The following is a 10845-nucleotide window of genomic DNA, read 5'->3' as shown; positions in this document are numbered from 1 at the left end:
CTATGAAATTTTTTCAAATAATCTTCAAAAAAAGCTTGAAAGTGTTTACAAATAGTGATAAAATGGAATAAGTAGAATCATGAAAACGAAATTTTCATACCGTCTCTTTTTTGGAGTCTCGTGAGGTATGATATAGAAAGGAAATGGAATGAATACAGACGATACAGTAACGATTTATGATGTCGCCCGTGAAGCAGGAGTTTCAATGGCGACAGTTAGCCGTGTAGTCAATGGCAATAAGAATGTAAAAGAGAATACTCGTAAAAAAGTGCTTGAGGTGATTGACCGTTTGGATTACCGTCCAAATGCAGTGGCGCGTGGTCTTGCAAGTAAAAAGACAACCACTGTCGGTGTGGTGATACCAAATATTACCAATGGTTATTTCTCAACGCTTGCCAAAGGGATTGATGATATTGCTGAAATGTACAAGTATAATATCGTTCTTGCTAATAGTGATGAGGATGATGATAAGGAAGTTTCAGTTGTCAATACCCTGTTTTCTAAGCAAGTGGATGGTATCATCTTTATGGGGTACCACTTGACTGAAAAAATTCGTTCAGAGTTTTCTCGTTCTCGAACACCAGTTGTTCTTGCAGGAACTGTGGATGTAGAACACCAACTTCCAAGTGTTAATATTGACTACAAACAAGCTACGATTGATGCAGTGACCTACCTTGCTAAAGAAAATGAGCGCATTGCTTTCGTAAGCGGTCCACTAGTGGATGATATCAATGGTAAGGTTCGTTTGGTTGGCTACAAGGAAGCCTTGAAAAAAGCAGGTATTTCTTATAGCGAAGGATTGGTATTTGAGTCTAAATACACTTATGAAGATGGTTATGCCTTGGCAGAACGCTTGATTTCATCAAACGCAACTGCAGCAGTTGTAACAGGTGATGAGCTGGCAGCAGGTGTCTTGAACGGCCTTGCTGATAAGGGTGTATCAGTACCAGAAGAATTTGAAATCATTACTAGTGATGATTCACAAATCTCACGCTTTACCCGTCCAAACTTGACAACTATTGCCCAACCTCTTTATGACCTTGGGGCCATCAGTATGCGTATGTTGACCAAGATTATGCACAAGGAAGAGTTGGAAGAACGTGAAGTTCTCTTACCTCATGGTTTGACAGAACGTCGCTCAACACGAAAACGGAAATAGAAAAAATCAGGGAATCGTGCAGATTTCCTGATTTTGCTTTCTGGAGAAGAGACTTACCCTTCCATATAGTCTTTCAAAGCCTGTCCTCTTAGTCCGGCATTGAGGGCAATGAGGAGTTTCAAACGGGCTTTTTGGGCATTGAGTTCTTTAACAAAGAAAACGCCTGATTTTTGCAACTGTACGCCTCCACCTTGGTAGGCATAAACAGGTTCCGCTATACCGTTAAAGCATCGTGATACCAGGGCGACTGGGATTCCTTTTTGCAGAAGGTTTTCTAATTTTTGAGCCGTTTCTTTGGGAATATTACCAGCTCCGAAGGCTTGGATAATCAAGCCGTCCAATTGTTCCAAATCCAGCATATCAATCAGCTCATCTGTCATACCTGCATAAGCCGAGATGATAGGGACTAAGCCTTGTATGTGATCAAGGTCAAAGCGAACACGAGGTTCAGCTGTTTTGAAGTAGAGGATTTCCCGCTTCGTAATCAGACCAAGTGGCCCATGTGTTGGGGTCTGGAAGGTGCCGACGTTGGTCGTATGCGTTTTAGTAACATACTTGGCAGCATGGATTTCATCGTTCATAACAACCAAAACCCCTTTGTCAGCAGCCCTGTCATCGCTAGCCACCCGTAAAGCACTCAGATAGTTATAAACACCGTCGCTGCCGAGTTCGTTAGAGCTACGCATGGCCCCTGTTAGAACGATAGGCATATGGGGAACTTCCATGGTATCAAGGAAATAGGCTGTTTCCTCTAAAGTATCGGTTCCATGTGTAATCACAACCCCATCGTAGTTATCTGCTTCCTCTTTTATTTTCTGGTAGAGGGCTAGCATATGCTTGGGTTTGATATGGGGGCTTGGCAGGTTAAAAAAGTCTAAGGCGTGGACTTGGATTCCTTCAAGTGGGTTGGACACATGGTTCATGGGATTATCTGAACTCGTCACAACAGCGCCAGAAGCATCGGCCTGCATGGAAATAGTTCCACCCGTATGTAAAACAAGGATTTTCTTAGGCATGATTTACTCACTCTTTCTGAAATGTGGTATAATCATTGTATCACAAAAGGGGAGATTGGGATAGGATGGAAGTCAAAGCTGTTTTTTTTGATATCGATGGAACCTTGGTCAACGATCACAAGAGTGTTTTGAAATCCACTAAGGACGCGATTAAAATCGTCAAAGAGCAAGGGGTACTTGTCGGCGTAGCGACAGGTCGAGGACCTTTTTTTGTTAAGGAATTGATGGACGATTTGGATCTGGACTTTGCGGTAACTTACAATGGCCAGTATATCTTTAATAAAGACAGAGTCTTGTTTACGAGCCCTATTTCCAAGTTACATTTGCGCCAGCTCATTACTTATGCTAAAAAAGAGGGTAAGGAGATTGCTCTAGGGACCAAGGATGCCATGTTAGGTTCTAAAATCATGTCCTTTGGTTTGGGTTCTTTTTCCCAACGAATCAGTCGCTTCGTTCCCTCTGTTTTAACTCGGACGGTGAGTCATTCCTTTAATCGTATGGTCAGCAAGGTTGTTCCCCAAAAGGAAGAAGATCTGCTTCATCTGATCAATCAGCCTATCTACCAAGTTTTGATGCTGATGACGCCAGAAGAATCTGAGAAGGCGGCAGCTGATTTTGAAGATTTGAAATTGACACGTAGCAATCCTTTTGCAGCGGATGTCATCAATCAAGGAAACTCTAAATTGGAAGGTATTCGCCGAGTTGGAAAAGAATATGGCTTTGACCTCAACCAAGTCATGGCCTTTGGTGACTCCGATAACGATCTTGAAATGCTGGCAGGCGTTGGGATGTCGGTCGCTATGGGAAATGGTAGTAGCAGTGTCAAGGAAGTTGCTAAGCACATTACCACTAGTAATCAGCAAGACGGAATCCACAAGGCCCTGGAACATTTTGGTGTTCTAGCTTCAGAAAAAGTCTTTGTCAGCCGTGACTATCATTTCAATAAGGTCAAGACCTTCCACCACATGATGGATGAACGAACCCAAGAAGAACCACGAGCTTGGGATTTAGAAGGTGCAACCCACAGGGCTGGCTTTAAAATAGAAGAATTGGTGGAATTTGTTAGAGCTGCCAGTCCTTCTGAAGAGGACTTTGGTCGAGCTCTATCGCAACTTCATCAAGCTCTTGATAAGGCGGCCGATAAAGTGGCTAAGAAGACGCCTGCTCAGCAAGATTTGATAGGTCAGGTAGATGCCCTGATCGACACGCTTTACTTTACCTACGGTAGTTTTGTCTTGATGGGGGTGGATCCAGAACGTATTTTTGATATTGTTCATCAGGCCAATATGGGGAAAATTTTTCCAGATGGCAAGGCTCATTTTGATCCAGTGACCCATAAAATCTTAAAACCAGATGATTGGGAAGAAAAATATGCTCCAGAACCTGCTATTAAAAAGGAACTGCAGCGCCAGCTCAAGGCTTATGAACGCCATAAAGAGAGAAATAATACTTAATGAAAATCAAAGAGCAAACTAGGAAACTAGCCGCAGGCTGCTCAAAGCACTGCTTTGAGGTTGTAGATGAAACTGACGAAGTCAGCTCAAAACACTGTTTTGAGGTTGCAGATAGAACTGACGAAGTCAGTGACATATATACGGCAAGGCGACGTTGACGTGGTTTGAATTTGATTTTCGAAGAGTATAAATAGTAAACAAAAAGGAGCGCTGAGCTCCTTTTCTTCGTGACTATAGGGTTTTTTCTTGTTCTCTCACAACCAGCAAATCAACCTTAGCATGGCGGAGGATGTATTCAGATGAAGAGCCGACCAAGAGGCGTTCAAAGGCGTTGAGACCAGTTGCGCCAACAAGGATGAGGTCCACTTCCTCAGCATCGGGAATAGTACGTGCCAAGAGGGTTTTTGGATTTCCCATTTCAATGACGATATGAACATCTGCCACACCAGCATCTTTAGCACGTTTTTCGTACTCTTTCATCAAACTTTCAGCGTCGACTTGGAGTTCTTCGTAAACTTCAGCATCAAAGGTGGATACGCTTTGGAGTGCGCGTGTGTCAATGACATGGGCGATGGTGAGTTTAGCGTCGTTTCGTAGAGCAGAATGAACTCCCTTGACAAAAGCCAAGTCCGCTTCTTTAGAACCATCGATTGCGACCATGATATTTTGGTAACGTTGTGCCATAATGAAACCTCCTGAAATTTTCTTACTATAATTGTAAACCTTTTCACTATAGAAGTAAAGCAAAAAAAGTATTTTTCAAAAGAATGTTAGCGATTAAAATCTATATAAATATATGATAAAATAAAAGAAAGGATAGCAGGAAAGAAGTGAAGGGAGGGAGAATGATGAAAAACGCTTTTCAAGAAACAAAAAATTCAAATTTCCTTTATTATGGAATCATCCTAGTTTCAGTCTTGCTAGAAGTTATCATGATCTGGCAATTAGAGAAGCTAATTCCGCTTCTCTATCCAGGTTTTGTTGGCTTTTTAGTCTTTCATCTACTCTACCATTTGGTATTATTCCTAGTTGCAAAAAGAAGTGGGCGTTGGGATTACTTGATGATATGGGGACTTTTCCTCATGTTCAATCTTCTTTATGACTCCTTTTTAGGCTTGCTTTTTCTAGGCTTATCTTTTGGTATGTGATGTTTTTTTGTCAAAACACCTGCTATCTCCCCTGTCTTGACCTCGCTCTTAGTGAGGTTTTTCTTCTGTAGGATTTTAATAACACATTTCAGTAAACTTGTCGCAATCCCTTTCTAGTGGTATAATGTTACTATCTCGATGAATTGAGGAAACAAGATGAAAGAATATAACAAGTCTAGTAAGTTAGAGCATGTTGCTTATGATATCCGTGGTCCTGTTTTGGAAGAAGCCATGCGGATGCGAGCAAACGGAGAAAAGATTTTACGTCTGAATACAGGAAATCCAGCAGAATTTGGCTTTACAGCGCCAGATGAGGTCATTCATGACTTGATTATGAATGCGCGTGATAGTGAAGGGTATTCTGACTCTAAAGGGATTTTCTCAGCCCGTAAGGCCATCATGCAGTATTGCCAGTTGAAGAAATTCCCCAATGTCGATATTGATGATATTTACCTTGGAAATGGTGTCAGTGAACTGATTGTTATGTCCATGCAGGGGCTTTTGGACAACGGAGACGAGGTCTTGGTACCTATGCCAGACTATCCTCTCTGGACAGCTGCTGTCAGCCTAGCTGGAGGAAATGCCGTTCATTATATCTGTGATGAGGCTGCAGAATGGTACCCAGATATTGACGATATCAAGTCAAAAATCACTTCCAATACCAAGGCAATCGTCCTTATCAATCCAAACAACCCAACTGGAGCCCTTTATCCTAAGGAACTCTTGTTGGAGATTATTGAGATTGCCCGTCAAAACGATTTGATTATCTTTGCGGATGAAATTTACGACCGCATGGTCATGGATGGACATGTGCATACGCCTGTGGCGAGTCTGGCACCAGATGTCTTCTGTGTCAGCATGAATGGCCTGTCAAAATCCCACCGTATTGCTGGTTTCCGTGTGGGTTGGATGGTCTTGTCTGGACCTAAGACACACGTTAAAGGCTATATCGAAGGGCTCAATATGCTATCCAATATGCGCCTTTGCTCTAACGTTTTGGCCCAACAAGTCGTACAAACTTCCTTGGGTGGTCACCAATCAGTTGATGAATTGCTCCTTCCTGGTGGACGAATTTACGAGCAAAGAAATTTCATTTACAATGCCATTCAAGATATTCCAGGTTTGTCTGCGGTTAAACCTAAAGCTGGACTCTATATCTTCCCTAAAATCGACCGCAATATGTACCGTATCGATGATGATGAACAGTTTGTCCTTGATTTCTTGAAGCAGGAAAAGGTTCTCTTGGTTCATGGTCGAGGCTTTAACTGGCAGGAACCAGACCACTTCCGTATCGTTTATCTTCCGCGTGTTGATGAACTATCCCAAATCCAAGAAAAGATGACTCGATTCTTAAAACAGTATCGTAGATAGGGCTTACATTCGAAAAAGCTGGAAACATTTGCCTTGAGCTATTGACAAAAGTGAAAGAATCAGATAGAATAGTAAAGTATGTTTAGTAACTGATCACTTTATAGCCGGCTAAACGAATACAAAATCTATGAGGAGGTATTCATCGTGAAACGTACTTATCAACCAAGTAAACTTCGTCGTGCGCGCAAACACGGATTCCGTAACCGTATGTCAACTAAAAACGGTCGTCGCGTATTGGCAGCTCGTCGTCGTAAAGGACGCAAAGTTTTGGCTGCATAATCCAAACGAACCATAACAAAAATCAGTAGGAACTCGAGTCTACTGATTTTTATTTTTGTAAAAAAGTTCAAAAAGGCTATATATTTTTGCTCAAATAGTGTATAATATTTCACATACTGTAAAAAATGGAGAATAATCATGAAGAAATCAAAAGTTATGCTTTTTGGAGCTATGGCTTTGACAGCAGGTCTAGCTCTAGCGGCATGTGGGTCATCCCAATCAAGCAATGCAGACAAGACATACTCTTATATCTTTGTCAGTAACCCTGATACCTTGGATTACATTACCTCTACACGAGACTCTACATCTAGTATCACAACCAACTTGATTGATGGTTTGTTGGAAAATGACCAGTATGGCAATCTCATCCCATCTATGGCTGAGTCATGGACAGTGTCAAAAGATGGCTTGACTTACACTTATAAGATCCGTCAGGGAGCTAAATGGTACACTTCTGAAGGAGAAGAGTATGCGGACGTAACCGCTCATGACTTTGTGACAGGACTTAAGTATGCGGCTGATAAAAAAGCTGAAAACTTGTACTTGGTACAAGACTCTATCAAGGGGCTAGCAGATTATGTTGAAGGGAAATCATCTGATTTTGGAACTGTTGGTGTTAAGGCGGTGGATGATTACACACTACAATACACCCTCAACCAACCTGAGACTTATTGGAACTCTAAAACAACAGCAAGTATCCTTAGTCCTGTAAATGAAGCCTTCTTGAAGTCTCAGGGAGATGACTTTGGAAGTGTGACACCATCAAGTATTTTGTCAAATGGTCCTTACTTGTTTAAATCCTTCACATCAAAATCTTTGATTGAATTTGATAAAAACCCTAATTACTGGGATAAGGATAATGTTAAAATCGAGAAAGTGAAACTCTCATTCTTTGATGGATCTGATCAAGACAGCATTGCTAGAGGCTTCTTGGATGGTAACTATACAGACGGCCGTATTTTCCCAACAAGTTCAGTCTTTGCTGAACTCAAGAAGGGAAATGAGGACAAGATTACCTATACACCGCAAAACTCAGTTACTTTCTACTATCTTTTCAACGTGAATCGTCAAAGTTACAAGCAGACTATGAAACAGTCTGATAAGGAAAAGACAGATTCACGCGCAGCTATGCAGAATAAAGATTTCCGTCAGGCTATCAACTTTGCCTTTGACCGTCATGCTTATGCAGCACAGACAAATGGTGAAGATGGAGCAGACCGTATCTTGCGTAACACAGTTACACCAAGTAACTTTGTCCAAGTTGGCGAAAAGAACTTTGGTGATATTGTCAATGAAAAAATTGTCAATTACGGTAAAGATTGGGCAAATATTAACCTAAACGATGGTAAGCAAGCCTTCTTGAACCCTGACAAGGCCAAAGAGAAGTTTGCTAAGGCCAAAGAAAGTCTGCAAGCTCAAGGAGTAACCTTCCCAATTCATTTGGATATGCCAGTTGACCAGACTGCTAAGTTGGATGTGCAACAGGCTGGATCTTTCAAACAAACAGTGGAAGAAACTCTTGGTAAAGAGAATGTAGTCATTGATGTTATCCAACTTTCTCCAGATGAAAAAGACCAGGCAACCTACTTTGCAGATACAGCAGAACAAAAAGACTACGATATCGACATCTCAGGATGGGGTGGAGATTACTCAGATCCTAAGACTTACCTAGCCATCCTTGATCCAGAGACAGGTTCTCAGTTGAAAAACATGGGCTTGTCTGAAGGAAAAGACAAAGAAGTCAAGGATAAGATTGGTCTTTCTGACTACAAGAAACTCTTGGATCAGGCAGATGCGGAAATCACAGATAATCAGGCTCGCTATGAAAAATATGCTGAAGCCCAAGCTTGGTTGACAGATAGTGCCCTCTTCCTACCAGTTCAAAGTGGTGGAGCTAATCCAATCTTCCGTAAGACTGTACCGTTTACAGGTCCATTCTCATTCGTTGGGAATAAAGGAAATGCTGACAACTACAAATATGTTGAATTGCAAAAAGAGCCAGTAACTGCTAAACAGTACCAAGAACTCTATGAAAAATGGCTGAAAGAAAAAGCTGAGTCAAATAAAAAAGCTCAGGAAGATTTAGCTAACCACATTCAATGATATTCCTAGTCATGCTTTTCAGTTAATACTCTTCGAAAATCTCTTCAAACCACGTCAGCGTTGCCTTACCGTAGGTATGTTACTGACTTCGTCAGTTCTATCCACAACCTCAAAACAGTGTTTTGAGCTGACTTCGTCAGTTCTATCTGCAACCTCAAAACAGTGTTTTGAGCTGACTTCGTCAGTTTCATCTACGACCTCAAAGTAGTGCTTTGAGCAGCCTGCGGCTAGCTTCCTAGTTTGCTCTTTGATTTTCATTGAGTATAAGCATAGTGGCTGAATTCAGAAAAAGGCCTTACCAGACGCTTCTTGCTTCTGGTAGGGCCTTTTCTTTATTCTTTTAAGTGATAAGAGTAGCTAGCGACAACGACGTCTTGGTGCCAACGAAGGGCGTATTTGAGTTTAAGACTCATCTGATTGTGCAGGATATTTTGCCAAGGTTTATTAGGGATAAACTGGGGTACCAGGACAGTGACTGTATAGTTCTTTTTCTGGGCATCCTCAGAGATTCGTTTGACATACTTGACAGTAGGGGTGATGATGTCGCGGTAGCTGGTCTTGATGTTCTTCAGAGTAATGGTTGGGAAGTAATCGGCAAATTCTTGGAGAATTTCTTGGTCTTTCTCTGCTGTTTCCTTAGTAGAAATGTGCATGGCTAAGACTTCATCACCGATACTTTGAGCGTAGTTAATGGCTCCGACGCTAACTCGGGTGACATTTCCTACTAGGACGAGGACAAGATTGCCATCGTAGGTACGTTTTTCGATGCCTTCATAGAGACGTAGTTGTTGGGCCACTTTTTGGTAATGACTGTGAATGGCCAAGAAAAGTAGGGTGAGTACGAGAATAATCGGGAAGAAAGGCCAGATATCACTGAGACGGAAAAAGAGCAGGATCAGCACGATAGCGTAGCAAATGATGGCTCCAAGGATATTGGCAAGGGCAGGTTTTAAGAAATTTGTCCCTTTTTCTTTTTTCCAATGGCGAATCATCCCAGTCTGAGATAGGGCGAAGGGAACGAAGACCCCGATAGTATAAAGGGGAATCAAACGTTCGGTATTGCCATTAAAAATGAGAAGAAGAATCATAGCCCCAAATGCCAGAGTTAAAATTCCATTAGAGTAGCCTAGGCGGTCTCCTTTTTCCATAAAGAGATGGGGCATGTATTTGTTTTTAGCCATATTGTAAGCTAGCATAGGGAAGGCCGAAAAGCCGGTATTTGCAGCTACGGCCAAAATTAAGGCTGTGGAGAATTGGAAGGTATAATAGCCAAGGTGGCCTAAGAAGGAATTACCAAGGATACCTTGAGCCATCTGTGAGAGGATGGTTTCTCCGTGTTGCGGCATAATTCCCATCCAGTAGTTTAGGAAGGTAATACCAGCAAACAGAAAACCTAAAATCAGTGACATGATGGTCAAGGTCTGAGCTGCATTCTTTTCTTTCGGAGCCTTGAAAAAGGGAACGGCATTTGAAATAGCTTCAACCCCTGTCAGAGAGGCAGAACCACTGGTAAAGGCTCTTAGAATGAGAACGATAGACAGACTCGGTACAGCATGCCCGATAGGAGAAGTTGCCTGATAGCTGAGAGAACCAGTTACTAGTTGAAAGATTCCATAGAGCAAGAGAAAGACAGTACTGATGATAAAGAGATAGACAGGAATCATCAGTGAACTGGCAGATTCTTTTAAGCCCCGTAAATTCAAGAGCATAAGCAAACAAACTAGAAAAATGGAAATGTGGAGGTTGTAAGGGTGGAGAGCAGGGAGAGCTGCTGTGATAGCATCGGCTCCAGATGACACCGATACCGCCACAGTCAGCATGTAGTCAACCAGCAGACTACCTCCAGCAATTAAGCCAAGTTGGGGAGATAGATTTTCTCGAGTAACCATATAGGCCCCTCCCCCTTGAGGGTAGGCATGGATGATTTGACGGTAGGAGACGGTCAGGCTAGCTAGGAGCAGGAGGACAAAGAGGCCGATAGGAAGGCTCCACCATATCGCAAGAGGAGAGAGACTAGCCAAGACGAGGACTACTTGCTCAGGCCCATAGGCAATGGAAGATAGAGCGTCGCTTGACAACATGGCCAAGGCCTGCATTTTTCCCAGTAGTCCCCCTTCGCCTTCGGTTAAGGACTTGAGAGGACGACCGATAAAAGTCTGTTTTAATTTTGTAAACATGGTATTTTCCTTTTCTGAAAATTTCAATAAGTGCTATTATACTGCTTTGAGAAAATAGCGTCAAGAGACGACGATGGATTTTAGAATATTTTGTACAGATGAGGAGAGAGGGTAGTTTTTTTGCTATAATAGTAGATA

At 42.1% G+C, this 10845-nt stretch carries 9 protein-coding genes; 6 read left to right on the top strand and 3 right to left on the bottom strand.

The features are described from left to right. Positions 1-148: 148 nt before the first annotated feature. Entirely contained in the window at positions 149-1159 is a 1011-nt protein-coding gene (gene ccpA / locus O3599_RS07845; protein WP_001090627.1) for a catabolite control protein A, read from the top strand. Positions 1160-1212: 53 nt separating this feature from the next. Here the strand turns inward: ccpA and O3599_RS07840 are convergent, their stop codons facing one another. Then, a complete protein-coding gene (locus O3599_RS07840; protein WP_247939912.1) occupies positions 1213-2175 on the bottom strand; it encodes an asparaginase in 963 nt (320 codons plus the stop codon). Positions 2176-2240: 65 nt separating this feature from the next. Between O3599_RS07840 and O3599_RS07835 the strand changes: the two genes are divergently transcribed. Continuing rightward, the gene (locus tag O3599_RS07835; RefSeq protein ID WP_247939913.1) at positions 2241-3629 is read left to right on the top strand and encodes a Cof-type HAD-IIB family hydrolase; all 1389 of its coding nucleotides are present in this window, start codon (positions 2241-2243) and stop codon (positions 3627-3629) included. Positions 3630-3860: 231 nt separating this feature from the next. On the opposite strand, the gene O3599_RS07830 is transcribed toward O3599_RS07835, so the two are convergent. Next, a complete protein-coding gene (locus tag O3599_RS07830) occupies positions 3861-4313 on the bottom strand; it encodes a universal stress protein (protein ID WP_000079148.1) in 453 nt (150 codons plus the stop codon). A gap of 161 nt (positions 4314-4474) precedes the next feature. Between O3599_RS07830 and O3599_RS07825 the strand changes: the two genes are divergently transcribed. The 4 genes from O3599_RS07825 to O3599_RS07810 all read left to right on the top strand — a co-directional run bounded on the left by O3599_RS07825 (position 4475) and on the right by O3599_RS07810 (position 8530). Further along, the gene (locus tag O3599_RS07825; RefSeq protein ID WP_000977176.1) at positions 4475-4777 is read left to right on the top strand and encodes a hypothetical protein; all 303 of its coding nucleotides are present in this window, start codon (positions 4475-4477) and stop codon (positions 4775-4777) included. 156 nt (positions 4778-4933) lie between these two features. Further along, a complete protein-coding gene (locus O3599_RS07820; protein ID WP_371512484.1) occupies positions 4934-6148 on the top strand; it encodes a pyridoxal phosphate-dependent aminotransferase in 1215 nt (404 codons plus the stop codon). 144 nt (positions 6149-6292) lie between these two features. Further along, a complete protein-coding gene (gene rpmH, locus O3599_RS07815; protein ID WP_000831905.1) occupies positions 6293-6427 on the top strand; it encodes a 50S ribosomal protein L34 in 135 nt (44 codons plus the stop codon). A gap of 138 nt (positions 6428-6565) precedes the next feature. Further along, a complete protein-coding gene (locus tag O3599_RS07810; RefSeq protein ID WP_371512482.1) occupies positions 6566-8530 on the top strand; it encodes a peptide ABC transporter substrate-binding protein in 1965 nt (654 codons plus the stop codon). Positions 8531-8862: 332 nt separating this feature from the next. Here the strand turns inward: O3599_RS07810 and O3599_RS07805 are convergent, their stop codons facing one another. Then, positions 8863-10707, bottom strand: coding sequence for an APC family permease (locus tag O3599_RS07805; RefSeq protein ID WP_247939772.1), 1845 nt, complete (start codon positions 10705-10707; stop codon positions 8863-8865). Between the last annotated feature and the right edge of the window lie 138 nt (positions 10708-10845).

Source organism: Streptococcus sp. 27098_8_103, from assembly GCF_041432345.1.
GTDB lineage: Bacteria > Bacillota > Bacilli > Lactobacillales > Streptococcaceae > Streptococcus > Streptococcus mitis_BV.
Note: the sequence above shows the minus strand (reverse complement) of the source record. Positions and strands in the feature narration are given on the sequence as shown.